Annotated in this window: 26 protein-coding genes and 1 pseudogene; 14 read left to right on the plus strand and 13 right to left on the minus strand. The window is 59.0% G+C overall.

Annotation, left to right across the window (positions count from 1 at the left end):
* The first annotated feature begins 21 nt into the window (after positions 1–21).
* Positions 22–777 (plus strand): L-ornithine N(alpha)-acyltransferase, encoded by a 756-nt coding sequence (olsB, locus tag ACYZT1_RS18910; protein WP_462016180.1) that lies wholly within the window; start codon positions 22–24, stop codon positions 775–777.
* Positions 777–1,568: a lysophospholipid acyltransferase family protein gene (locus ACYZT1_RS18915; protein WP_462016181.1), complete on the plus strand. Its 792-nt coding sequence runs from the start codon at positions 777–779 to the stop codon at positions 1,566–1,568. Before olsB ends, ACYZT1_RS18915 begins: the two co-directional genes overlap by 1 nt.
* 40 nt (positions 1,569–1,608) lie before the next feature.
* Here ACYZT1_RS18915 and ACYZT1_RS18920 read toward each other — a convergent pair whose 3' ends face one another.
* Positions 1,609–2,187: an acyl carrier protein phosphodiesterase gene (locus tag ACYZT1_RS18920; protein WP_462016182.1), complete on the minus strand. Its 579-nt coding sequence runs from the start codon at positions 2,185–2,187 to the stop codon at positions 1,609–1,611.
* 156 nt (positions 2,188–2,343) lie between these two features.
* Between ACYZT1_RS18920 and ACYZT1_RS18925 the strand changes: the two genes are divergently transcribed.
* From ACYZT1_RS18925 to ACYZT1_RS18935, 3 genes are read left to right on the plus strand one after another with little or no spacing between them, the layout of a single operon-like run.
* Complete coding sequence (locus ACYZT1_RS18925) at positions 2,344–2,664, plus strand: ArsR/SmtB family transcription factor (protein ID WP_462016183.1); 321 nt, start codon at positions 2,344–2,346, stop codon at positions 2,662–2,664.
* 3 nt (positions 2,665–2,667) lie between these two features.
* On the plus strand, positions 2,668–3,834 hold the full coding sequence (locus ACYZT1_RS18930; RefSeq protein ID WP_462016184.1) for an MFS transporter: 1,167 nt from the start codon (positions 2,668–2,670) through the stop codon (positions 3,832–3,834).
* Between the two features lie 22 nt (positions 3,835–3,856).
* Positions 3,857–4,906, plus strand: a complete 1,050-nt coding sequence (locus ACYZT1_RS18935) for an alkene reductase (protein WP_462016185.1) — start codon at positions 3,857–3,859, stop codon at positions 4,904–4,906.
* Between the two features lie 109 nt (positions 4,907–5,015).
* Here the strand turns inward: ACYZT1_RS18935 and ACYZT1_RS18940 are convergent, their stop codons facing one another.
* Positions 5,016–5,495, minus strand: coding sequence for a GyrI-like domain-containing protein (locus tag ACYZT1_RS18940; RefSeq protein WP_462016186.1), 480 nt, complete (start codon positions 5,493–5,495; stop codon positions 5,016–5,018).
* Between the two features lie 67 nt (positions 5,496–5,562).
* Positions 5,563–6,225 (minus strand): LysE family translocator, encoded by a 663-nt coding sequence (locus ACYZT1_RS18945; RefSeq protein ID WP_462016187.1) that lies wholly within the window; start codon positions 6,223–6,225, stop codon positions 5,563–5,565.
* Between the two features lie 139 nt (positions 6,226–6,364).
* Between ACYZT1_RS18945 and alaC the strand changes: the two genes are divergently transcribed.
* Positions 6,365–7,576 (plus strand): alanine transaminase, encoded by a 1,212-nt coding sequence (gene alaC, locus ACYZT1_RS18950; protein WP_462016188.1) that lies wholly within the window; start codon positions 6,365–6,367, stop codon positions 7,574–7,576.
* A gap of 158 nt (positions 7,577–7,734) precedes the next feature.
* Here alaC and ACYZT1_RS18955 read toward each other — a convergent pair whose 3' ends face one another.
* The gene (locus tag ACYZT1_RS18955; protein WP_462016189.1) at positions 7,735–9,087 is read right to left on the minus strand and encodes a GntP family permease; all 1,353 of its coding nucleotides are present in this window, start codon (positions 9,085–9,087) and stop codon (positions 7,735–7,737) included.
* 103 nt (positions 9,088–9,190) lie between these two features.
* On the minus strand, positions 9,191–9,721 hold the full coding sequence (locus tag ACYZT1_RS18960; RefSeq protein WP_462016190.1) for a gluconokinase: 531 nt from the start codon (positions 9,719–9,721) through the stop codon (positions 9,191–9,193).
* On the opposite strand from ACYZT1_RS18960, the gene ACYZT1_RS18965 reads away from it, so the two are divergent.
* Both ACYZT1_RS18965 and gntR read left to right on the plus strand, forming a co-directional pair.
* Positions 9,713–9,940 (plus strand): hypothetical protein, encoded by a 228-nt coding sequence (locus tag ACYZT1_RS18965; protein ID WP_462016191.1) that lies wholly within the window; start codon positions 9,713–9,715, stop codon positions 9,938–9,940. The genes ACYZT1_RS18960 and ACYZT1_RS18965 overlap by 9 nt on opposite strands.
* Positions 9,937–10,968 (plus strand): HTH-type transcriptional regulator GntR, encoded by a 1,032-nt coding sequence (gene gntR, locus ACYZT1_RS18970; protein ID WP_462016192.1) that lies wholly within the window; start codon positions 9,937–9,939, stop codon positions 10,966–10,968. The genes ACYZT1_RS18965 and gntR overlap by 4 nt, the downstream gene beginning before the upstream one ends.
* Positions 10,969–10,975: 7 nt before the next feature.
* Here gntR and ACYZT1_RS18975 read toward each other — a convergent pair whose 3' ends face one another.
* A complete protein-coding gene (locus tag ACYZT1_RS18975; protein ID WP_462016193.1) occupies positions 10,976–11,851 on the minus strand; it encodes a LysR family transcriptional regulator in 876 nt (291 codons plus the stop codon).
* Positions 11,852–11,970: 119 nt separating this feature from the next.
* Here ACYZT1_RS18975 and ACYZT1_RS18980 point away from each other — a divergent pair, with 119 nt between their 5' ends.
* Both ACYZT1_RS18980 and ACYZT1_RS18985 read left to right on the plus strand, forming a co-directional pair.
* Positions 11,971–12,402 carry a PACE efflux transporter gene (locus ACYZT1_RS18980; protein ID WP_462016194.1) on the plus strand — a complete coding sequence of 144 codons (432 nt, stop codon included), beginning with the start codon at positions 11,971–11,973 and terminating at the stop codon, positions 12,400–12,402.
* A gap of 63 nt (positions 12,403–12,465) precedes the next feature.
* Positions 12,466–13,098 carry a glutathione S-transferase family protein gene (locus ACYZT1_RS18985; protein WP_462016195.1) on the plus strand — a complete coding sequence of 211 codons (633 nt, stop codon included), beginning with the start codon at positions 12,466–12,468 and terminating at the stop codon, positions 13,096–13,098.
* A 37-nt stretch (positions 13,099–13,135) separates the two neighbouring features.
* Here the strand turns inward: ACYZT1_RS18985 and ACYZT1_RS18990 are convergent, their stop codons facing one another.
* Complete coding sequence (locus tag ACYZT1_RS18990; protein WP_462019281.1) at positions 13,136–13,705, minus strand: methyl-accepting chemotaxis protein; 570 nt, start codon at positions 13,703–13,705, stop codon at positions 13,136–13,138.
* Positions 13,679–14,455, minus strand: a pseudogene (locus tag ACYZT1_RS18995) (PAS domain-containing protein); the annotation flags it as partial. The pseudogene ACYZT1_RS18995 and the gene ACYZT1_RS18990, both read right to left, overlap by 27 nt.
* Positions 14,456–15,159: 704 nt before the next feature.
* Here ACYZT1_RS18995 and ACYZT1_RS19000 point away from each other — a divergent pair.
* Entirely contained in the window at positions 15,160–15,576 is a 417-nt protein-coding gene (locus ACYZT1_RS19000; RefSeq protein ID WP_462016196.1) for a GNAT family N-acetyltransferase, read from the plus strand.
* A 50-nt stretch (positions 15,577–15,626) separates the two neighbouring features.
* On the opposite strand, the gene def is transcribed toward ACYZT1_RS19000, so the two are convergent.
* The 3 genes from def to ACYZT1_RS19015 form a co-directional block, all read right to left on the minus strand.
* On the minus strand, positions 15,627–16,166 hold the full coding sequence (def, locus tag ACYZT1_RS19005) for a peptide deformylase (RefSeq protein WP_462016197.1): 540 nt from the start codon (positions 16,164–16,166) through the stop codon (positions 15,627–15,629).
* Positions 16,163–17,113, minus strand: coding sequence for a YihY/virulence factor BrkB family protein (locus tag ACYZT1_RS19010; protein WP_462016198.1), 951 nt, complete (start codon positions 17,111–17,113; stop codon positions 16,163–16,165). The genes def and ACYZT1_RS19010 overlap by 4 nt, the downstream gene beginning before the upstream one ends.
* A 172-nt stretch (positions 17,114–17,285) precedes the next feature.
* Positions 17,286–17,477 carry a CsbD family protein gene (locus tag ACYZT1_RS19015; RefSeq protein ID WP_462016199.1) on the minus strand — a complete coding sequence of 64 codons (192 nt, stop codon included), beginning with the start codon at positions 17,475–17,477 and terminating at the stop codon, positions 17,286–17,288.
* Positions 17,478–17,675: 198 nt separating this feature from the next.
* Between ACYZT1_RS19015 and ACYZT1_RS19020 the strand changes: the two genes are divergently transcribed.
* A complete protein-coding gene (locus tag ACYZT1_RS19020) occupies positions 17,676–18,053 on the plus strand; it encodes a hypothetical protein (RefSeq protein WP_462016200.1) in 378 nt (125 codons plus the stop codon).
* Between the two features lie 301 nt (positions 18,054–18,354).
* Here ACYZT1_RS19020 and fadD1 read toward each other — a convergent pair whose 3' ends face one another.
* Positions 18,355–20,055 (minus strand): long-chain-fatty-acid--CoA ligase FadD1, encoded by a 1,701-nt coding sequence (fadD1, locus tag ACYZT1_RS19025; RefSeq protein WP_462016201.1) that lies wholly within the window; start codon positions 20,053–20,055, stop codon positions 18,355–18,357.
* Between the two features lie 354 nt (positions 20,056–20,409).
* Entirely contained in the window at positions 20,410–22,098 is a 1,689-nt protein-coding gene (fadD2, locus tag ACYZT1_RS19030; protein WP_462016202.1) for a long-chain-fatty-acid--CoA ligase FadD2, read from the minus strand.
* A gap of 222 nt (positions 22,099–22,320) precedes the next feature.
* Here fadD2 and ACYZT1_RS19035 point away from each other — a divergent pair, with 222 nt between their 5' ends.
* Together ACYZT1_RS19035 and ACYZT1_RS19040 are read left to right on the plus strand one after the other, a co-directional pair.
* The gene (locus ACYZT1_RS19035) at positions 22,321–23,265 is read left to right on the plus strand and encodes a lysophospholipase (protein ID WP_462016203.1); all 945 of its coding nucleotides are present in this window, start codon (positions 22,321–22,323) and stop codon (positions 23,263–23,265) included.
* A gap of 40 nt (positions 23,266–23,305) precedes the next feature.
* The gene (locus ACYZT1_RS19040; protein ID WP_020295762.1) at positions 23,306–23,776 is read left to right on the plus strand and encodes a MaoC family dehydratase; all 471 of its coding nucleotides are present in this window, start codon (positions 23,306–23,308) and stop codon (positions 23,774–23,776) included.
* The last annotated feature ends 60 nt before the right edge of the window (positions 23,777–23,836 follow it).

The following is a 23,836-nucleotide window of genomic DNA, read 5'->3' on the forward strand; positions in this document are numbered from 1 at the left end:
CAGCCCGCACGGAGAGACGCAATGACTCAGATCGCCCGCATCAGCGACACCGGCACTGAACGCCGCCTGCAAGCCGAACGACTGGTGGGCGCCAAGGCCTTGCAGGAAGCCCAGGCTTTGCGCTTCAACGTGTTCAGCGGCGAATTCAACGCCAAACTGAAAGGCGCAGAGCTGGGTCTGGACATGGATGACTATGATGTTCACTGCGCCCACATCGGCGTACGTGATTTGAACACCGGGCGTCTGGTGGCGACCACGCGTTTGCTCGACCACACCGCGGCAAGCAGCCTGGGCAGGTTCTACAGCGAAGAAGAATTCAGCCTGCACGGCTTGGTGCATCTGCAAGGGCCGATCCTGGAAATCGGTCGCACCTGCGTCGATCCGGCTTACCGCAACGGCGGCACCATCGCCGTGCTCTGGGGTGAACTGGCTGAAGTCCTCAATCAGGGCGGCTACAGCTACCTGATGGGCTGCGCGAGCATTCCGATGCAGGACGGCGGCATTCAGGCCCACGCAATCATGCAGCGTTTGCGCGAACGCTATCTGTGCACTGAACACCTGCGCGCCGAACCGAAAAAACCGCTGCCGGTTCTGGATATCCCCTCCAACGTCATCGCTGAAATGCCGCCGCTGCTCAAGGCCTACATGCGCCTCGGCGCGAAGATCTGCGGCGAGCCGTGCTGGGACGAAGATTTTCAGGTGGCCGACGTGTTCATCCTGCTCAAACGCGACGAACTCTGCCCGCGCTACGCCCGCCATTTCAAGGCGGCCGTGTGATGAGCCGCTTGCGGGTGTACGCGCGAATTGCGCGAGTGCTGGTGGTGGTGACGCTGGGCTTGAGCATGGCCAGCGTGTTTGGCCTGTTCGAGCGGTTGGGCATTGCCCATTCGATGGTGCGCCGGCAGCGCTGGTCGCGGTTTTTCATGGCGCGACTGGCCAATGCCCTGCCCTTTCGCATGACGGTGCATGGCGAGTTGCCGAAGGCGCCGATGCTCTGGGTCAGCAATCACGTTTCGTGGACCGACATCCCGTTGCTGGGCATGCTCACGCCGATGTCGTTTCTGTCCAAAGCCGAAGTGCGCACCTGGCCGGTGGCGGGCTGGCTGGCGGCCAAGGCTGGCAGTCTGTTTATCCGTCGCGGCTCGGGCGACAGCCAGTTGATTCGCAAGCAAATGACCCGTCATCTGCAGCAGGATCACCCGCTGCTGATGTTCCCGGAAGGCACCACCACCGATGGCCGTTCGCTGCGCACCTTCCATGGTCGCCTGCTGTCAGCGGCGATTGACTCCGAAGTGCCGTTGCAGCCGGTGGCGATTCGTTACCTGCGTGACGGCGAAATCGATACGCTGGCGCCGTTCATTGGTGAGGATGACTTGCTTTCGCACCTGATGCGGTTGTTCGCCAATGACCGGGGCGAGGTGGAGATCCACTTGCTCAAGCCGATTGCCTGCGAAGGCCGGGAACGTGCGGCGCTGGCGTTTGAAGCGCAGCAGGCGGTGCAGAGCGCATTGTTTGGGGCGATTCCTGAAGCGCACCCGATCCCGATGCGTCCCGCGATCGCGGCCTAAACACACATCTCCTGTGGGGGCGGGCTTGCCCACAGGTGATTCAAGTCGCTGGATAGTTCTGCGCAAAATCCTGCACCCGCGGATAGAACAAACGGAAATCCTCGCTCAATGGCTCATACAAACCCCGCAACTCCTGCATCGCCCCCGCCAACTCCTCCGGCCGTGTCAGGCGCCGGGAAATCCCTCTAATCACTTGCTCCAGCACTTCGAACTCGCGGTACGAACCTAACCAGTCATTGGCCACCATGTGCGGCGCAATCTTCGCCAGGCGCTCCGGCAATCGCGGCTCGGCCGACAGCACCCGGTATACACGCGAAGTGAACTGCTGCAGCGGCTGATCGGCGTACAGCGTCCAGTCCCGCGCCAGGCAATGGTCGAAAAACACGTCGAGCACAATCCCGGCATAACGTCGGCGAGTGACGATGAACCGTGACAACGCGACATCGACCAAGGGATGGCGGTCGGTGAACACGTCGATGCTGCGATGTAACTGGATGGCCGCTTCGATCTCCGGATCGAATTGCCCCTGCAGCCGTCCCTTGACGAAATCGCCATACAGGCTGCCGAGCCATTGACCGGGGCGCTGGCCACCGAGGTGAAGATGTGCGAGATAGTTCATGCCGCGCAGCTTAGCACTGCCGCGCACGCATCGTTATAACCCGATATACCGATTTATGCAGTCATCAGAGCAAAATCATATTGGTGTATCGCGAAGTAACGATTTAAAGTTCGCTTCATCGCGATATAGCGTTTTACTCATCACGAGCCCAAACCCATGACCATCGACCTCGACGAAATAATAAAAGCGCTGGCACACCCAGTACGCCGAGACATCCTCATCTGGCTGAAAGACCCCAGGACCCAGTTCCCCGAGCAAATCCACAACCATGAGTACGGCATCTGCGCCGGACAGATCGATCAACGCTGCGGCCTGTCGCAGTCGACCGTGTCTGCGCATTTGGCGACCTTGCAACGGGCGGGTTTGATCAGCAGCCAGAAAGCCGGTCAATGGCACTTTTTCAGACGCAACGAGGACGTGATTCAGGCAGCCCTCGACGCCATCGTCAAGGAGCTCAGCGCTCCGACAAGGAATTGATCAATGCCCCTCTCGCTACTCATTCTGGCCTTGAGCGCTTTTGCCATCGGCACCACCGAGTTTGTCATCATGGGCCTGTTGCCCGAAGTGGCGGCCGATCTCGGTGTGTCGATCCCCGGCGCCGGCTGGCTGGTGACCGGATATGCACTGGGCGTGGCCATCGGCGCCCCGTTCATGGCACTGGCCACTGCCCGCCTGCCGCGCAAGGCCGCGTTGGTAGCGTTGATGGTGATCTTCATTATCGGCAACCTGCTGTGCGCGGTAGCCAGTGACTACAACGTGCTGATGTTTGCCCGGGTAGTGACCGCCCTGTGCCACGGCGCCTTCTTCGGCATCGGTTCGGTGGTGGCGGCAGGTCTGGTCCCGGCCAACAAACGCGCCTCCGCCGTGGCTCTGATGTTCACCGGCCTGACCCTGGCCAACGTGCTCGGCGTGCCCCTGGGCACCGCACTCGGTCAGCAAGCGGGCTGGCGCTCGACCTTCTGGGCCGTGACCGTCATCGGCGTGATCGCCCTGATCGGCCTGATCCGCTTCCTGCCGGCCAAACGGGACGAGGAAAAACTCGACATGCGCGCCGAGTTGCGCGCGCTGAAGGGCGCCGGTATCTGGCTGTCATTGAGCATGACGGCGTTGTTTTCCGCGTCGATGTTCACCCTGTTCACCTACGTCGCCCCGCTGCTGGGCGATGTTACCGGTGTCTCGCCAAGAGGCGTCACCTGGACCCTGCTCCTGATCGGTCTGGGCCTGACCGTCGGCAACATCATTGGCGGCAAACTGGCGGATAAACGCTTGGCTGCGACCTTGATCGGCGTCTTCATTTCGATGGCTGTGGTCTCCACCGCGCTGACCTGGACCAGCGTCGCGCTGATCCCGACCGAGATCACCCTGTTCCTCTGGGCGACCGCTTCGTTCGCTGCGGTGCCAGCGCTGCAAATCAACGTCGTGACTTACGGCAAGGCGGCACCAAACCTGGTGTCGACCCTGAACATCGGCGCGTTCAACGTCGGTAATGCCCTCGGTGCCTGGGTGGGCGGCAGCGTCATTGCCCACGGCTTCGGCCTGACCAGCGTTCCTCTTGCGGCGGCCGCGCTGGCGGTACTCGCCCTGCTGGTGACGCTGATTACTTTCCGCCAGGGCGGCACGCCCGAACTGGCCCCCGCTAATCATTAACTTCAAAAGAGAGAGTTATTTCATGACGACTATTTTTGACCCCATCAAACTCGGCGACATCGAACTGGCCAACCGCATCATCATGGCCCCGCTGACCCGCTGCCGCGCCGACGAAGGCCGGGTGCCAAACGCGCTGATGGCCGAATATTACGTTCAGCGCGCCTCCGCCGGCCTGATCCTCAGCGAGGCCACGTCGGTCACGCCAATGGGCGTCGGCTACCCGGACACTCCGGGTATCTGGTCCAACGACCAGGTGCGTGGCTGGGCCAATGTGACCAAAGCGATCCACGGCGCGGGCGGCAAGATTTTCCTGCAGTTGTGGCACGTCGGCCGCATCTCCCACGAGTCGTACCTGAACGGTGAAGCACCGGTCGCCCCGAGCGCCATCCAGCCAAAAGGCCACGTCAGCCTGGTGCGTCCATTGGCCGACTACCCGACGCCACGTGCGCTGGAAACCGCTGAAATCGCCGACATCATCGACGCCTACCGCACCGGCGCCGAGAATGCCAAGGCGGCCGGTTTCGACGGTGTGGAAATCCACGGCGCCAACGGTTACCTGCTCGACCAGTTCCTGCAAAGCAGCACCAACCAGCGCACCGACCACTACGGCGGCTCTCTGGAAAACCGTGCGCGCCTGTTGCTCGAAGTGACTGACGCAGCGATCGAAGTCTGGGGCGCTGGCCGTGTGGGGGTGCACCTGGCACCGCGCGCCGACTCCCATGACATGGGCGACGACAACCTGGCCGAGACCTTCACCTACGTCGCCCGCGAACTGGGCAAACGTGGCATCGCCTTCATCTGCTCGCGGGAAAAAGAAGCAGGCGACAGCCTCGGTCCACAACTGAAGGAAGCGTTCGGCGGTCCGTACATTGCCAACGAACGTTTCACCAAAGACAGCGCCAACGCATGGCTGGCCAGCGGCAAGGCCGACGCAGTCGCCTTCGGTGTGCCGTTTATCGCCAACCCGGACCTGCCCGCTCGCCTGAAGGCCGATGCTGCGCTGAACGAGCCGCGTCCCGAGTTGTTTTATGCCAAAGGACCGGTCGGTTACATCGATTACCCAGTGATGTAACTTCACTGAAATAAAAAAAACCCGTATCGAAAGATCCGGGTTTTTTTAGACAAGGTGTGCTGATTCTCACGACGGCTTCGTGATTGGCCGGCACATCAGTTACCGGGGCTTATTGTGTCTTGAGCGGCACCCAGATCTCCAGCACACCGGTGCCGAGCCTTGGATTGAAATCCTCGCTGTAACGCTCGAACTCCGGCGCGTCGGCGGCTTCGCGGCCGGATTGCGGGAGCCAGGTTTTCCAGATGTACTGAAACGTCTCGGGCAGGGTTTTCAGCGACCCCTTGTGCTCGAACACCGCGTATTGCTGCGGTTGCACTTCGACCCAGCGAAATTTTTCCGGCAAATTGTCGAGCTTGTCGATTTCGATGCCAGCGATGTACTCAAAACCACCCTGGCCATCCGGATTGCAACAGATGCCGTAGGTCACTTCGCTTTTTTGCCCAGGAATACTGCCGATCTCTGGAATGAATTTCTCCCACAGATCAGGAATCGCCTGAGTGGTCTCTGCGGTAAAACGCCCACCGTATCCAGCGATCAGCAGGAAATGGCCGTGTTCGATGCGCGGTTCTGCCTGCGTTATCTCACCCATGACGCAACTCCTCAATCAGAAAAGTGGGTACGGCTGGCAGTATAGAAGCCAATCCTGTTTCGCCCAATCACAGGCTATGCAACTGCTCGACGGCACCGGACCCGATGAATTCGTGATAACCGGAAAGGATCACGTAGACCGCGAAATAGCAGAAGATCGCCGCCGATGCCATGTAGGAGTAGCGCAGCAGCTTGTCGCCCAGCAACTTGCCGCCGTGGCTCGCGGCGAAGCAGAGTCCTGCACTCCACAGCAAACCGGCGACAAAGAAGCCGCTGAGAAACCACGCCGAGCTGACAGGCCCTGCGGCACCGGATCGCGCGATCAACGTACCACCGACCGCCGCGAACCACAGAATCGCGCTGGGTGAAGACATCGCCAGAAATATTCCCCGGAAAAATTCTTTGCGGTGGGAGTTGTTTCCGACCTCGGCGGTCTGCGCCAACAGCGCCTCGTGGTGAATCGCTGCGTAGATCATTTTCGCTGCGAAGTAGATCAGCAGCGCCGAACCGCCGATCCATAGCACCCAGCGCACGGTTTCGTATTGCAGCAGCACGGTCATGCCGGCCAGCGCCAGCACGGCGTAAATCAAGTCGCCGACACACGTGCCCAGTCCCAGGGCAAAACCCTGAAAATAGCCGCGTTGCATCGCCAGCGTGATCATCGCGATATTGGCCACTCCAATATCCAGGCACAACGAAAGGCTCAACAGGAAGCCACTGGTAAATTCCATCAACGCCCATCCTTCGGACAAATTTGTTTACAGAGAAGCTGGACAGTCTGCCACAGCTGCCCTTACATTCCGCCACAGGCCACCGCAGTGGCCAGCGTCGCTCGGACGGTTCCGGGCGCTTACGTTACCCGAGGCAACAATGGCCGAACAAGGTTCGCCGCGCCGCTTTGCGCGCATAGATCGACTCCCCCCGTACGTTTTCAACATTACCGCCGAGCTGAAGATGGCCGCGCGACGCCGTGGCGAAGACATCATCGACTTGAGCATGGGCAATCCCGATGGCCCTACTCCGCCGCACATCGTCGAGAAACTGGTGACGGTCGCCCAACGCGAAGACACCCACGGTTACTCCACATCCAAAGGCATTCCGCGCCTGCGCCGGGCGATTTCCAACTGGTACAAGCAGCGTTACGAGGTCGACATCGACCCGGAAAACGAAGCCATCGTCACCATTGGTTCCAAGGAAGGCCTGGCGCATTTGATGCTGGCGACGCTCGACCAGGGCGACACCGTGCTGGTGCCCAACCCCAGTTATCCAATCCACATCTACGGTGCGGTGATTGCCGGCGCGCAGGTGCGCTCGGTGCCGCTGATTCCCGGTGTGGACTTTTTCGACGAGCTGGAGCGCGCGATTCGCGGGTCAATCCCGAAACCGAAAATGATGATTCTCGGCTTCCCGTCCAACCCGACCGCGCAGTGTGTCGAGCTGGATTTCTTCGAGCGGGTGATCGCGCTCGCCAAGCAATACGACGTGCTGGTGGTGCATGACCTGGCGTATGCCGACATCGTTTATGACGGCTGGAAAGCGCCATCGATCATGCAGGTGCCGGGGGCGAAGGACATCGCGGTGGAATTTTTCACCCTGTCCAAGAGCTACAACATGGCGGGCTGGCGCATCGGCTTCATGGTCGGCAACCCGGAACTGGTCAACGCCCTGGCGCGGATCAAGAGTTATCACGATTACGGCTCCTTCACCCCGCTGCAAGTCGCAGCGATTGCCGCGCTGGAAGGCGATCAGCAATGCGTCAAGGACATCGCCGAACAGTATCGGCAACGGCGCAACGTGATGGTCAAAGGCTTGCACGAACTGGGCTGGATGGTCGAAAACCCGAAAGCCTCGATGTATGTCTGGGCGAAGATTCCCCACGCTTATGCGCACCTGGGCTCGCTGGAGTTCGCCAAGAAGCTGCTGGCCGATGCCAAGGTCTGCGTGTCGCCCGGGGTGGGGTTTGGTGAGTACGGGGACGATCATGTGCGCTTCGCGCTGATCGAAAACCAGGACCGGATCCGTCAGGCCGTGCGCGGGATTCGCGGGATGTTTCGGGCGGACGGGTTGGTCAACAAATCCTGACGCCCTGCATATGACACTGTGGGAGTGAGCCTGCTCGCGATGAGGGCTTAACATTCAACGAAGATGTTGAAGGCTAGTCAGTCATCGCGAGCAGGCTCACTCCCACATATGTTTGGTGGTGATCACAAGAGCTGTGCCACCAGGTTCTGCGGTGTTACTTATACAAACATCGACAACAGCAGAATAAAGCCCAGCGCCACGATGGACAGGATGGTTTCCATCGCCGTCCAGGTTTTGAAGGTTTCTGCCACAGTCATGTTGAAGTACTGCTTCACCAGCCAGAAGCCGGCGTCGTTAACGTGCGACAGGATCAGCGAACCGGCGCCGGTGGCCAGCACCAGCAGTTCACGGTTAACGCCCGGAATCATCCCTACCACCGGCACCACGATGCCCGCGCCAGTGATAGTTGCCACAGTGGCCGAACCGGTCGCGATACGGATTACCGCCGCCACCAGCCAGGCCAGCAGGATCGGCGAGATTTGCGCATTTACCGCCATGTGGCCGATCACGTCGCCCACGCCGCTGGTGACCAGCATCTGCTTGAAGCCACCACCGGCGCCAATGATCAGAATGATCGCAGCGGTCGGTGCAAGGCTGGCGTCGAGCAACTTGAGAATCTTGTTCGAGCCCATGCCCTGCTTGTGGCCGAAGGTGTACAGCGACAACAGCAATGCCAGCAACAGCGCCGAGATCGGGTGGCCGACCAGGTCCATGAAGGAACGCGCGACATTGCCTTCCGGCAGTACCACATCGGCAAAGGTTTTGAGCAACATCAGGAACACCGGCAGCAGCACGGTGATCAGGGTGATGCTGAAGCTTGGCAGATCGGCCGAATCAGATTCGCGCGCCAGTTGATCCACCAGTTCCTGGTTAGGATGGCCGGGGATGTGCTTGGCAATGAACGTACCGAAAATCGGGCCGGCGATAATGGCCGTCGGCAGCGCGACGATCAGGCCGTACAAAATGGTTTTGCCGATGTCGGCACCGAACACGCCAATCGCCAGCAACGGGCCCGGGTGCGGTGGCACCAGCCCGTGTACGGCAGAGAGACCGGCGAGCAGCGGGATACCGATCTTGATGATCGACACGCCGGTACGTCGGGCAACGATGAACACCAGCGGGATCAGCAGCACGAAACCGATTTCGAAGAACAGCGGAATGCCGACCAGGAAGGCGGCGAACATCATCGCCCACTGCACTTTGTCCTTGCCGAACGCGCGGATCAGCGTTTGCGCAATCTGATCCGCGCCGCCCGACTCAGCCATCATTTTGCCGAGCATGGTGCCCAGCGCGAGGATGATCCCGACAAAACCGAGCACCCCGCCGAAGCCATCCTGGAACGCCTTGATAACGGTACCGATCGGCATGCCGGAGGTCAGCCCGAGGAAAGCGGCGGCGATGATCAGGGCAATGAAGGGGTGAAATTTGAACTTGGTGATCAGGACGATGAGTCCGATCACCGTGACCACTGCGTCGAGCAGCAGGAACGTCTCGTGGGACATGCCAAACATTAGGGGTGTCTCCTGGTTGTTGTTGTTTTTAAGGCGGCTATTTCACAGTTCATATGAAAAGTTTCGCAAGGCATCTGGACAGCGCTATCTTTCGCAGCACGACTCATACGGCACGCAGGCCGTTTTCCAGCCACCAGCGGTGCGCCTGACCGGCGAGCTCATCGACGCTATGGTTGGACGCATCGAGGGCCAGTGTGAGCGATTCGCCGACCGGCGATTCCAGCGCAGCGAACTGGCTGTCAATCAAGGTCGACGGCATGAAATGACCGGGCCGGTGGGACACACGGTCTGCGGCGACTTCAGGCGTCAGTTCAAGGAAAACGAAGCCCAGGCCCGGCAAGGCGCTGCGCAGACGTTCACGATAAATCAGTTTGAGTGCCGAACAGGTCAGCACCGGGCGCGCGCCTTGCGCATCGACGCGGCGCAGTTCATCGCACAGGCTGTCGAGCCAGCCGGCACGGTCTTCATCGTTCAGGGGAATGCCGGCGCTCATCTTTTCGATATTGGCGGCAGGGTGAAACGTATCGCCTTCAATGGCAGTGGCGCCGCTGAGCTGGCACAAGGCCTCGCTGACGCATGTCTTGCCGCAACCGGCAACGCCCATGATGACCAGGGCGGTGATGGGATGATTCATGTAACACCTCAGCGCGCAGACAGCGCTACCTTTGCCAGTTATGACACTGAGCCAAAAGCAGAAGTTGCCGACGCCTTCTTGTCATTTTTGTGGGTTGCAGCACGTTTGTTCCCAATGCCGAAAAGCGAGGTTCAGGCAAAACTCGCTTACGCATTTGCAGCCGCTTCGGGACAGCGCTACCTTAGTGCCTTGAAATTTGTTTGGCAAGCCGCCCGATGACTACTCCCAAGAACGATAAAAATACTCGCACCACCGGCCGCCCTACCCTCCACGAAGTAGCCCGCCTGGCCGGCGTCAGCCCGATTACCGCGTCTCGCGCCCTGCGCGGCGTCAGTACAGTGGCCGCCCAACTGGTGGAAAAGGTGCAGAACGCCGCGCTCGAACTCAACTATGTGGTCAATCCCGCCGCCCGCGCGCTGGCCTCGGCCCAGAGCCATTCAGTGGTGGTGTTGGTGCCGTCGCTGTCCAACCTCTTGTTCATCGACACACTGGAAGCCATTCATCAGGTTTTGCGCCCAAAGGGCTTCGAAGTGCTGATCGGCAATTTCCATTATTCACGAGACGAAGAAGAAAACCTGCTGCGCAACTACATGGCTTATCAGCCGCGCGGGTTGCTGCTGACCGGTTTTGACCGCACCGAAAGTTCGCGGCGCATGATCGAGGCGAGCAACATTCCCTGCGTCTACATGATGGAACTGGACAGCGCCGCCGGGCTCAATTGCGTGGGCTTTTCGCAACTGGCGGCGGGTGAGACGGCAGCCGAACATTTGCTCTCGCGCGGTCGCAAGCGTCTGGCTTACATCGGGGCGCAGCTTGACCAGCGCACCCTCCTGCGCGGCGAAGGTTTTCGCAGAGCGCTGCAGAAGGCCGGTCGGTATGACCCGGATCTGGAAGTGCTGACCCCGCGTGCGTCCTCCGTAGGACTCGGCGGCGAGCTGTTCCTGCAGCTGATGGCCAGCCATCCGGACGTGGATGCGATTTTTTTCGGCAACGATGACCTGGCGCAGGGCGCTTTGCTGGAAGCGATGCGCTGCGGCATCAGGATCCCCGGGCAAGTGTCGATTCTCGGTTTCAACGATTTACCGGCCTCGGCGCACATGGTCCCGCGCCTGAGCAGCATCAATACGCCACGCGAGGCCATCGGCCGGCGTGCGGCGGAGCAGATGTTGACGCTGATGGCCGGCAACACCGTGGCCCGGCCGGTGCAGGACATGGGGTTCGAGTTGAAGATTCGCGAGAGTACATAAACCTGGCTTATGTGCCGGACATGAGCCTAACAAACGCCGACGCGCCTTTCTGCAACGGCTGGCTTTTGAGCCAAACCGCGTGCACCGGCAGCACCAGGCCGTTCTCGACGTTGCGAAAACTCAAGCGCTTGAGCCTTCCCGCGTCGAGCAACGGCTGCACCACCGACAACGGAAAATTGCCCCAGCCCAAACCTGCCTCGACCATTTCCAGTGCCATCGCCAGCGTATCGGTGCGCCAACAAGACTCCGCCAGCACGGGACGGGTCTCGCTGATCGGCAAATCGCGGCTGGCGACGACGATCTGGCGCACATGCACCAAATCTTCCAGAAACAAATCCTGGCCCTGCAACAGCGGATGATCTGCCGACAGCGTCGCGGTGATCCGTTCCGTGCCGACGAACTGGAAGCGCTCCAGCACGTTCACGCTTGACCCGGCGAACGCCAGGCAGACGCTGACTCGCCCGGTATGGAGCATGGCCAGAACATCGTCCTGCGGCGCTGTCAGCACTTCGATGTCGAGCAACGGATAGCGCTGGGCGATGACCTGGATCGCGGCCATGAAACGAACCTTGTCAATATCGGGCACCACGCCGATCGACAACGTGCTTTCGAGGCCCAGTGACAATTCAATGGCATGCACCTGCAGCTGCTTTAGTTGCCCGTAAATGAGCCGCGCATGCGGCACCAGCGCGCTCGCCATCGCCGTGGGCACCGGCTCGCGATGGCTGCGATCAAACAGTGGATAACCGAGCTCGGCCTCGAGATTGGCGATGCCCATGCTCACTGCCGACGGTACTTTACCCAACGCCCTCGCCGCCGCAGAGAACGAACCACGCTCGATCACCGCCAGAAACAATTCGATGCTGTCGCTGTTGAAGTTCATGGCTTACCTGTCAATAAAACTGAAAGCACCTGACTTTTTCTGTCACTCCTATTGAAGCTATCTTGCGCCCACTTAGCCAGCACCGCTGGCCGGAAATCGCAAAATAGAGGCCACTTTCAATGCAAGGCGTCACACGCAAACTCGTCTATGTATCCCTGTACGAAGTGATCGGGATGACCTTCTCCGCCCTCGGGCTCGCCCTGTTATCGGGCACCTCGCCCGGCAGCACGGGGCCGCTGGCGGTGATCATTACCACAATCGCCGTCACCTGGAATTTCATTTACACCAGCCTGTTCGAACGCTGGGAAAGCCGTCAACTTTCACGCGCCCGCACCGTCAAGCGGCGCATCGCTCATGCCGTGGGTTTTCAACTAACCTTGATTGTGTTTCTGATCCCTTTGATCGCCTGGTGGATGAACATCAGCCTGGTGCAAGCTTTTGTGCTGGACCTGGCGCTGATCATCTTCATCCCCTGCTACACGTTTGCGTTCAACTGGTTGTTTGACCGTACCTTTGGTTTGCCGGCCTCTGCCCTGCCCGACCCTGCTTGAGTTGCACGTTGGCCGACAGCCTGTCAGATTCCCGAAGCGTTCAATCGCTAAAGGAGTAGCCCAATGGAACATGCACTGAAGATCCTCGGTAAAGCGTCGTCCATTAACGTCAGAAAAGTCCTGTGGACCTGCGAAGAGCTCGGCATTTCCTACGAACGCGAGGACTGGGGCAGCGGATTTGCCTCGACCCACAGTCCGGAATTTCTCAAGCTCAACCCCAACGCCCAGGTGCCGGTGATCATCGACGACGCGGGCGTGCTGTGGGAATCCAACACCATCTGCCGCTATCTGGTCGGCAAACACCGAAACGCCGACCTGCTGCCGCACGAGCCGGCGGCGCGCGCGCGAGTGGAACAGTGGATGGACTGGCAGACCGCCGAACTCAACCGTTCGTGGAGCTATGCGTTCACCGCGTTGGTACGCAAGGACCCGGAATGCCAGGATCCGCACCGTATCGCCAGCGGGTTGCGCGACTGGAACCAGAAGATGGCCATCCTCGAACAGCAGCTCGCAACGACCGGCGCTTATGCGGCCGGTCCACGGTTCACGCTGGCGGACATTGTCATCGGCCTGTCGGTCAATCGTTGGCTGATGACGCCGATGGACCGCCCGGAGTTTGCGGCCATCGACGAGTATTTCCAGCGCCTGGCGCAACGTCCCGGTTTCCTGAAATACGGCTGCAACGGCGTGCCGTGATGGCGCAATGTTTGTAGCCAGATCTGCGTTGACCGGGTTAACTCAGTTGCAACGTCGAATTGAACTGGCTGATGGCGTCCACGACATGCCGCGAGCCCTGCTGGATTTCCAGGATCACCTCGCCCGCCTCGTTCGCCAACTCCACGCCAAGACCGGTACGGCTCAGACTCGACTGCATGCTAGACACCGCGCTTACCGACAAATCATGGTTTTTGCGCACCACATCGACGATTTGCAGGGTGGCCTGACTGGTGCGGGCCGCAAGGCTGCGAACCTCATCGGCCACCACCGCGAACCCTCGTCCATGCTCGCCGGCGCGCGCCGCTTCGATGGCGGCATTGAGCGCCAGCAAGTTGGTCTGATCGGCAATGCCGCGTATGGTCTGGACGATCGTGCCGATGATGTCGGACTGCTTGCTGACCGCATCGATGCTCAGCGCCGCCTCGTTCAAATCCTTCGAAATATCCTGAATAATCTGCACCGTTTGTTGCACCACTTGTGAGCCCTTCTGCGCACAAGCGTCGTTCTGCACCGACGTACTGTGAGCGGACTCGGCTGCAGATTGCAATGTAGTGACTTGATGGGTGATGTCACTGGCAAACTTCACCACTTTGTACAAACGCCCCTTGGCGTCGAACAACGGGTTGTAGGACGCTTCCAGAAAAATTGTCCGACCGTGCTTGTCTCTGCGCTCAAAACGGTGCGAGTGGTATTCGCCACGATTCAGCGAAGCCCAGAACGCTTTGTAGGCTGAAGATTCAGCATCGGCGCGATGGCAAAACAGGCTGTGGTGCTGGCCGACCACTTCGTTGAGCGAGTAATGGGTGGTCTTCAGAAAATTGTCGTTGGCCGTGATCACATGGCCATCGGGAGTGAACTCGATGACTGCCATCGACCGACTGATGGCCGCGAGCATGCTCCCCTCTTCGTGTGCCTTGCAGACCCTCGCGGAAATATCCGTGGCCACTTTGATGACACTGCGTACTTGCCGGTCGGCACCGAATACCGGCATGTAGCTCGCTTCGAGCCAGGTTTCCCTGCCGCTTTTATCCAGTCGCAAAAACGTCCCGCTGATCGGCTCGCCACGCGCCAGGTCACGCCAGAGTTTGGCGTAGGCGTCGCTGCGATAGAACGTCTCTTCGCAAAAAATACGGTGATGTTTGCCGCGCACATCTTCGACGCCGTAACCCATGGCGGCACAAAAGTTGTCGTTGGCATCGAGCACGATGCCATCCGGGGTGAATTCAATCATCGCCATAGAACGGCTGACAGCCGCCAGCTTCGCATTGGCTTCGGCCAGCGCGCCGCTGTAGCGTTCGATCTCCAGCAGGTCAGCCTTGTGATGTAGGTTAAACATAATCGTAATCACCCTGAGCGCGGTCTTTTGATTTGATGAAAGTTCTTTGATCTTTCAGCGGATCCAGCACAACGTTCTTTTGGAACAGGCACACGCCCCCCTCCACGGGAGAGGCATGTCAGGTGATCAATGATGTTCAATCGGAGTGTCCATGACGCAACGCTCTTATCAAGACATCCTTCTCTTGATAGCCCGGTACCGGGCCAACCCTGATGCATTCATAAGTAATTCCCTTTACCGGACAACTCCGTGATTGACGGTGCGCTGGTTGCGCACTCTATGCCGGGCATTACATTCCGCCCGAACGAGTTAGTTACGACAGCATAGACAGAAGGCTACGACAATCAAGGCCACTATTCGGCCATCATCGAGAACAAAAACGGTTCAGCTTCACCGAATGTGCAGGACTTTGAGGGGGGAATCGAGACAGCGGGGGTGATGCGAGGTGGTGCAACTGAAGCCCGAGAACCGGGCTCCAGTCAACGCGGGATCAATGGCCGAACACATCCACCTTTTTGGCCTTTTTGTCTGCGCGTTTCTCGTCGGCAGTTTTCGCCGGTTTTTTCTTTGCCGCTTTTTTTGAATCCATGCCTTTGGCCATGATACGTACTCCACTCAAACGGGATGTAAGTTCAGGTATACACCTATCCTCGCGCACGCGTTCTTTTATAATCGCCCGCTTTGTGCAGCCACAGATCAAACCCATGCCCGAGACCCGATACTCCTTGCTAGACGAGCCGCTATGGCCATTGATGAACAAGTTTTACCGCGCTCATCAATCGCCGATGAAAGCCGTGCGCGATGCCCGGCTGTGGGTGGCCAGACGCGATGACATTGTCGGTGCGTTGTGTTTGCGGCCGGTGGCGGGCGGGCATTGGCTGACGGGATTATTCGTTGCTCCGGCGTGCCGTGGCCAGGGCATCGCGGCGGAACTGATTGCGCAGGCGGTGCAAGGGCTGGAACTGCCGGTGTGGTTGTTCTGCCATCCGGATTTGCGCGGATTTTATGAGGGCTGCAGGTTTACCTTCGCCCCGCCAATGCCCTACGCGATGGTCGAGCGGCTGAGCCGCTATGCGCGCAGCAAGCCAATGATTGCGATGGGGTTGGCGCCGCGGGTTTGATGCAATGGACGCCCGCCCCTTCAAGTCTGAACATACACGCGGGGTCACGATCACTCATCGGCGTTCGGGTCCAGATCCGGAAACAGCACCTCGGTAAACCCGAACTTGCTGAAATCGGTGATACGGGACGGATACAACCGGCCGATCAAATGATCGCATTCATGCTGCACCACTCGCGCATGAAAACCCTCGGCAATGCGTTCGATCGGCTCACCCTTCGGATCGAAACCCTCATAGCGAATCTGTTGATAGCGTTCCACCGCGCCGCGCAGGCCGGGCACCGACAGGCAGCCCTCAAAACCTTCTTCCACAGCCGCACTCAAGGGCGTGATCAGCGGATTGATCAAGATGGTTTGCGGCACAGCTTCGGCATCCGGATAACGCTCGCTGTGCTCGAAACCGAAGATGACCAGTTGCAGATCGACGCCAATTTGCGGCGCCGCAAGGCCGACGCCGCCGACACTTTCCATGGTCTGGAACATGTCATCGATCAGCTGCCACAGCTGCGGACTGTCGAACATTTCCACAGGAACCGGCGGGGCGATGCGCAGCAAACGCTCATCGCCCATTTTCAGGATTTCACGGATCATTTGGTGACTTCATCAGTGTTCGGCTTGATCGAGTGATCCCGACCCAGTCCCGAAACGTGTTGTTTGGTTTCCGTTTCCCCGGCGACCTTCTCGCCCGGGTCCTTGCCTTCGGCTGACATGTGTTCGATCACCGCATTCATTTCTGCGCCGAGCAACAACACGGCAGAGGAAATATAGAAATACAGCAAGAGCACGATGATCGCACCGATACTGCCGTACATCGCGTTGTAGTTGGCAAATTCCTTGACGTACAAACCGAAGCCCAGCGACGCCAGAATCCATACCACCACGGCCAACACCGAGCCTGGCGTGATGAAGCGGAAATCCTGTTTGACGTCGGGCATCACGTAATAAATCAGTGCCACTGCAACCATCAACAGGATCACCACCACCGGCCAGCGCGCGATGGTCCACAAGGTGACAATGAATTCCTCCATGCCGACTTGCGAGGCGATCCAGCCCATCACTTGCGGGCCAAGGACCATCAGCGCCGCGGCGATCAGCAACATGCCTGCGATGCCCACGGTGTAGACGATCGACAGCGGAAAAAGCTTCCACGCGGGGCGACCTTCAACAACATCGTAGGCGGCGTTCATCGCGCTCATCATCAACCGGACGCCTGCGGAAGCGGTCCATAGGGCGATGACGATACCCACCGACAACAGACCACCCTTGGATTGTTGCAGCTGGTCAATCACCGGGTTGACTTGCTCCAGCGCCTGGGGCGGCAGAACCAGCTCTGATTGCAGACGCAACCACGAGAAGAAGTCCGGTAGATGCAGAAAACCGATCAGGGCGATCAAAAACAGAATGAAGGGAAACAACGAGAACAGCATTTGGTAGGCCAGCGCCGACGCGTAAGTCGACATCTCGTCGTCAATAAACTCTTTGACGGTGCGCACCATCACACGAGAGATGGGCATACCTTTCATGTCTGGGAAAATCATGAGCGTCTCCTTTCGCCGCAAATCAGATGAAGTCGTGGCGACTCAGGGGCCGTTTTTACATCAAAGTAGCCCAAGTGGCGACTTTGAAACAGTTTGCTTGTTCATACCGTTGAGGCTGACACAAAAACGGCCATCCGCGGATGGCCGTTTCTCTCACTCTTCAAAGCCAGGCTTATGCTTTGTCGACGCCTTTCTTCACAGCATCTTTGGCCTTGCCGACTTCTTGCTGAACTTCGCCTTTCTTTTCCTGCACCACGCCTTCAGCGCGCATTTTGTCGTTATCGGTAGCCTTGCCGACGCCTTGCTTGACGTTGCCGACGGCTTCGTTGGCCATGCCTTTAACTTTATCGCCAGTGCTGCTCATGGTGTTTCTCCTGTGAACAATTGAACGAGAAAAGTACTTACACAAGAATTGACCGGGCGCACTTGGACGGAGTTTCATTTTTTTCGCGCACTTTTCATCAGTCAGCGCAGGTTAGGCTTTATGTTTGCCCGGCAACATCCGAGAATGCGCAACGTATTCAGGCCACTGGTGCTGAAGATCCAATCCCGTAGGAATGTTATGAAACTCGATAAAAAGCAGGCCATTGCCCGCAGAAACCAGGAACTCGGCGGTGCTGTGCTTGGCGTCAACAACTGCCATTTCACCGAATTGAACCGCAACCGCAACATTTGGTGGTTCGACATTCCGGTCGCGCGGCTGGCCGTTGGTCAATACGAATGGATTCACCTGCTGATGCACACCCCGGACACCGACGAACTGCTGCACCTGAAAGTGCCGACGGTATTCCTGCGCGAGAAGCTCGAAGGTCTGGTGGTGCGTAATGAAGGCAAGCGCAAAGCCGCGCTGAGTCTGGAATTGAGCGCGGACAAGGATTCGTATCTGCAGGACATGCGCCCGGCGGGCACCAACGTCAATTTCGCGCAGTTTCGGGTGTAAGCCAGACTCTGTGTGACGGGCCTGGGGTGTTATTTGTGGCGAGGGGGTTTACCCCCGTTCGGCTGCGCAGCAGTCGCAAGATGGCGAGCGCGATATTCCTGGGGAATTGGGTTGCGGGTTATCGTTATGGTTATGGGGCTGCTGCGCAGCCCAACGGGGGCAAGCCCCCTCGCCACAGCCCCCCCTTCGCCACAGAACCTTCCTCACCACCGAAGCCCATCGCCACAGAAGCTCCGTCACCACGCAAGCCTGCTTACTTCGCTGCCCACAAAAAACCCCGCATCTGCGGGGTTTTTTTGGGTTACGCGCTGATTTTCTGCGCGTTGAGCTTCTTCAACTCTTCATCGCGCAACTCGCGGCGCAGGATCTTGCCGACGTTGGTCGTCGGCAGCGCATCGCGGAACTCCACCGAACGCGGCACCTTGTACCCAGTGACGTTGGCGCGCATGTGCTCCATCACCTGTTCTTTGGTCAGGGTCACGCCCGGTTTGGCAACGATGAAAATCTTGATCGCCTCGCCCGACTTCTCGTCCGGCACACCGATGGCCGCGCATTGCAATACGCCCGGCAGGGTCGCGAGCACGTCTTCCAGCTCGTTCGGGTAAACGTTGAAGCCGGACACCAGGATCATGTCTTTCTTGCGGTCAACGATGCGCATGTAACCGTCAGGCTGGATCACCGCGATATCCCCGGTTTTCAGCCAGCCTTCGCTGTCGAGCATTTCATCGGTAGCGTCCTGACGCTGCCAGTAGCCTTTCATCACCTGCGGACCTTTCACGCACAGTTCGCCGATCTCGCCCAATGGCAATTCCACGCCCGCATCGTCAATGACCTTGCACAGCGTCGATGGCACCGGAATGCCGATGGTGCCGATCTGGATGTGCTGAATCGGATTGACCGTCGCCACCGGGCTGGTTTCGGTCATGCCGTAACCTTCGCAGATGGCGCAGCCGGTGACCGCTTTCCAGCGCTCGGCGGCGGCCAGCTGCAGGGCCATGCCGCCAGACAGCGTGACTTTCAGCGCCGAGAAGTCGAGCTTGCGGAACCCTTCGTTATTGCACAGCGCCACAAACAACGTGTTGAGCCCGACAAAACCGCTGAACTTCCACTTCGACAGTTCCTTGACCATCGCTGACAGATCGCGCGGGTTGCTGATCAGCACGTTGTGGTTGCCGATCAACATCATTGCCATGCAATGAAAGGTGAATGCATAAATATGGTACAGCGGCAGCGGCGTGATCAGGATCTCGCAGCCTTCGTTGAGGTTGGAGCCCATCAACGCCTTGCACTGCAACATGTTCGCCACAAGATTACGATGGGTCAGCATTGCGCCTTTGGCGACGCCGGTAGTGCCCCCGGTGTATTGCAACACGGCAACATCGCTGCTGGCCGGGTTGGCTTCGTTCACGGGTTGGCCATGACCTTTGCTCAACACGTCGTTGAACTTGATCGCCTTCGGCAAGTGATACGCCGGGACCATTTTCTTCACGTACTTGATGACGCTGTTGATCAGCAAACGCTTGAGCGGCGGCAGCAGGTCGGCCACTTCGGTGACGATCACGTGCCTGACACCGGTTTTCGGCACCACGGCCTCGGCCAGATGCGCCATGTTGGCCAGGCAAACCAGGGCTTTTGCGCCGGAGTCGTTGAATTGGTGTTCCATTTCCCGCGTGGTGTACAGCGGGTTGGTATTGACCACGATCAGCCCCGCGCGAATCGCCCCGAACACGGCAACCGGGTACTGCAAGACGTTGGGCAATTGCACGGCGATTCGATCACCTGGCTGCAAGTCGGTATGCTGTTGCAGCCACGCGGCGAACGCACCGGACAATTCGTACAATTCACCGTAGGTGATCGTCTTGCCCAGGTTGCTGAAGGCCGGCTTGTCGGCGAAGCGTTGGCAGGACTGTTTCAACACTGCCTGAATATTCGGATACTCGTCCGGATTGATGTCGGCAGCAATCCCGGCAGGGTACTTATCCTTCCAAAAGTCTTCGATCATGGAAGCCCACTCCTCAGCAACGCGAATTCGAATACCGCATTTTGATGCGATTATTATTGGTGTTTGATTATGGGGGTGTCTGGCTGACAAGGCAGGCCGAGAGGTCCCAAAGCGCGCCGAGAGTAGCAGCTTTGCCGAGGGTCGCCTAGAGCTAAAGCGGGCTCTACAGTCACGTTGGTGACTCTTGAATGTGCAATGGTCAGTTTTAGAGCAAAAATTCTATAGCGCTGTGAAAGCCCTTCAATGCACGGCATATCCCAAAAAAATCGCGAGCAAGCTCGCGCCCACAGGATCACCGTTGTCCTTGTGGGAGCGAGCTTGCTCGCGATCGTGCGAAGCGCGGCTATTTAACGATCAGGCGATATCGCGCAACTCCCGCCGCAGAATCTTGCCCACCGGCGTCATCGGCAACGACTCACGCAGAACGATGTGCTTGGGCACTTTGTAGGCTGTGAAGTTTTCCTTGCAGTAGGCCTTCAGCTCTTCAAGGCTGACACCCGCCTCGCGGGCCACGACGAACAGCTTCACCGCCTCCCCCGAACGCTCGTCCGGCACGCCGATGACTGCGCAGTTGGCGACCTTTGGATGGGCCATCACCACGTCTTCGATCTCGTTCGGGTACACGTTGAAACCGGAGACAATGATCATGTCCTTCTTGCGATCGACGATGCGCACGAAGCCGTCCGGGTCGATCACCCCAATGTCGCCGGACTTGAACCAGCCGTCGGCATCCAGCACTTCGGCGGTGGCCTCCGGTTTCTGCCAATAGCCCTTCATGATCTGCGGGCCTTTGATGCACAACTCGCCGCGCTCGCCCAGCGGCTGCTCGACACCTTCATCGTTGATGATTTTCAGCGTAGTGCCCGGCACCGGCAGGCCCACCGTGCCGATACGCGAGTGGTCGCCGTAAGGATTGGTGCAGGCAACCGGCGACGTTTCGGTCAAGCCGTAGCCTTCAGTGATGCGGCACCCGGTCAGTTGCTCCCAGCGCTCGGCAGTCGCCTTGACCAACGCGGTGCCGCCGGAGTTGGTGACCTTGAGGCTGGAGAAATCCAGGGTCTTGAAATCCGGGTGTTCCATCAACGCGACGAACAGTGTGTTAAGCCCCAGCAGACACGAAAACCGCCAGTTCTTCAGTTCCTTGATGAAACCGCCGATGTCCCGTGGATTGGTGATCAACACGTTGTGATTGCCAGTGACCATCATGCACATGCAGTTCGCCGTGAATGCATAGATGTGGTACAGCGGCAGCGGCGCGATCATCACTTCCTGACCTTCACGCAGCAATGGCTGACCGTCATCGCCGATCTGGCCCAGACAAGCCCTCGCCTGCTGCATGTTGGCGACAAGATTGCCATGGGTCAGCATCGCGCCCTTGGCCAGGCCGGTGGTGCCGCCGGTGTATTGCAGCACCGCGATATCATCGAGCCCGGCGTTCAGCGGCTTGATGCTCTGCCCCCGGCCCTGGCGCAGCGCAGTCTTGAACGAACTGGCCTGCGGCAAGGCATAGTCCGGGACCATTTTCTTCACTTTGCTGACCATGGTGTTGACCAGCCAGCCTTTGGCGGCGGGCATCATGTCGCCCATCTTCGCTTCGATCAGGTACTGAATGTCGGTGTCGGCCAGTACTTCCTGGACCTTCTGCCCGAACATGTTCAGGTAGACCAGCGCCCGCGCACCGGAATCCTTGAATTGGTGACGCATTTCCCGCGCGGTGTACAACGGGTTGGTGTTGACCACGATGAGCCCGGCGCGCAAGGCGCCAAACACGGCAATCGGATACTGCAGGACGTTAGGCATCTGCACCGCAATGCGATCGCCCGGGGCCAGGTCGGTGTGGGCCTGCAGGTAACCGGCGAACGCGGCGCTGTAGCGTTCCAGTTCGGCGTAGGTCAGGGTGACGCCCATGTTGCTGAAGGCCGGGCGGTCAGCAAATTTCTTGCAGGAACGCTCGAACACCTCGATCACCGACTTGTAAGCCCCCCGCTCAATGTCCAGGGGCACGCCGGCCGGGCGTTTGTCATTCCAGAAATCAGGTTGCATTGTTTTTATCCTCTTACCTGAGCCTATCCGGGCCGCTTTTTTTCATCGTTGCCGAATAAACAAAAAGCGGAGCTTCCCGGACGTTAGCAGCTATGGCGAATCAGGCAAATATGCCAACAGCCGTCATAGATCGTGTGAATCTTCCTGCCGTGGCGTGGGCTGATCAGACGGCGATCTCGGGATGCGCTATACAATGCAGCGAGCCCATGCAAAGGAATCGCCATGACCCACGACACTTTCTGGCTGACCGCGAGTGACCGCAGCCGTCTCTTCGTCAACCAGTGGCTACCCGTCACGCCGTTGAAGGCAGTCATTCTGGTCGCCCATGGCATGGCGGAACACAGTGGCCGCTATGCGCGCCTGGCCGAAAAATGCTGTGAACAGGGCTACGGCGTCTACGCGCCGGACTTGCGTGGACATGGTAAAACCGCAGAAAACGCCACGCTGGGCCATTTCGCCAACGATGACGGTTGGTGCAAGGTGGTCGGCGATCTGGCGAGCCTCAATCAGCACATCGGCCAACAGCATCCCGGCGTGCCTATCGTGTTGCTCGGCCACAGCATGGGCAGCTACCTCGCCCAGGCTTATTTGTTGCACCACAGTGCCAGCCTGCACGGCGCGATCCTTAGCGGTTCGAACTTCCAGCCTGTTGCGCTTTATCGGGCAGCGCGGCAGATCGCCCGCCTCGAGCGCCTGCGGCAGGGACGCACCGGACGCAGTGCGCTGATCGAAAGGCTGTCGTTTGGCTCGTTCAACAAGAACTTCAAACCGGTGCGCACGCCGTTCGACTGGCTCAGTCGCGACCCCGCCGAAGTGGACAGATACGCCGCCGACCCGCTCTGTGGTTTTCGCTGCACCAATCAGTTCTGGATCGATTTGCTCGGCGGCTTGCAGCAAATCAGCAAAGCGTCCAATCTCGCGCAGATCGATCCGGGCCTGCCTCTGCTGGTGATCGGTGGTGAATGTGATCCGGTGAGTGAAGGCAAGCGTCTGACAGATCTGGCCCACGCATTGCGCGCTGCCGGCAGCCAGAACCTGCAACTGACAATTTACCCGCAGGCGCGGCATGAGCTGTTCAACGACATCAATCGCGATGAAGTGATTGCCGATGTATTGAACTGGATCGCCGGAGCGCTAAGCCATCGCCGCCCGGCACGGTCCGAATAGTTTTTTTGTGGATTTTTTTTCGTCACAGGAATTGAGACAGATGACCCAGGTTACCAACACCCCTTACGAAGCCCTTGAAGTCGGCCAGACCGCCAGCTACAGCAAAACCGTCGAAGAGCGCGACATCCAGTTGTTCGCCGCAATGTCCGGTGACCACAACCCGGTGCACCTGGACGCCGAATTCGCCGCTGCCACCATGTTTAAAGAGCGCATCGCCCACGGCATGTTCAGCGGCGCATTGATCAGCGCGGCAGTGGCCTGCGAGTTGCCTGGGCCGGGGACGATTTATATCGGTCAGCAGATGAGTTTTCAGAAGCCCGTGAAGATTGGCGACACGCTGACCGTGCGCCTGGAAATCCTCGAAAAACTGCCGAAATTTCGTGTGCGGATCGCCACACGCGTGTTCAACCAGCGCGATGAACTGGTGGTGGATGGCGAAGCCGAGATACTTGCGCCGCGCAAGCAGCAGACCGTGACCTTGCCGACTCTGCCGGCGATCAGCATTGGGTGATGACCTGAGCGATGGTCACTGTGGGAGCGAGCTTGCTCGCGATAGCGATGTGTCAGTGCG

The organism is Pseudomonas sp. PB3P13 (assembly GCF_054897735.1).